Below are 823 nucleotides of genomic sequence, written 5' to 3' on the forward strand. Positions count from 1 at the left end.
GATTCACTATCTCCTTCTTCACCAACTGAAAAAATAGTATTCATGAAAGGAGCGCAGATTGGAGGAACAGAAGCTGGTAACAATTGGATAGGCTATATCATAGATCGATCACTGGCTCACTCTGCAAGTAAGAAGGCAAATTTGTTTGCGTCCCTGTTTGCAAGCAACTCAAGTCTGGACGCTGGCACCAAGCAACCACCTACTGTACCTCGTTGCGATTCTTCGATGTCGGAGATTGCAGTACACACTAAAGAGGTTCGAAGAGTATTGTGCAGTCTAGACGTGAACCAAGCCAGCGGACCTGATGGCATACCAGCGAGAGTGTTAAGACTATGTGCGCCTGAACTGTCTCCTGTGCTGACACGCTTGTTCCGCCTCTCTCTTAAAGAAAGAACGGTATGGGGGACCTGGAAGCTTGCTAATGTAAAGGGCGACCGTGCTGACCCTGCCCATTACCGTCCAATTGCTATTACCTCCATCCTTTGCAAGGTCAATGATCATCTCAGTGACCGTCAATATGGCTTTCGCCGGGGGCGGTCTACTGGTGATCTTCTTGTGTATGTCTTGCACTGCTGGGGCGAAGCCATCGAGAAAATCGTCGAAGCACTTGCCGTTTCACTCGATATCTCGAAGGCTTTTGACAGGGTCTGGCATGCAAGTCTTCTCAACAAGCTTCCTGCTAATGGCATCCCAGCTGATTTTTGTACTTGGATTTCAGACTTCCTTAGTGAACGGTCCATCAGAGTAGTCGTTGACGGCTGCTCCTCTGACCTTATGGCCATTGATGCCGGAGTTCCTCAGGGTTCCTTGTGTTCTTATTCGT

General features: G+C 48.7%; 1 protein-coding gene. It reads left to right on the plus strand.

Annotation, left to right across the window (positions count from 1 at the left end):
* A partial coding sequence (locus ACJ5GX_RS04990; protein WP_495292767.1) for a reverse transcriptase domain-containing protein occupies positions 1 to 823 on the plus strand: 823 nt, incomplete at both ends.

Source organism: Wolbachia endosymbiont of Tuta absoluta (assembly GCF_059414725.1).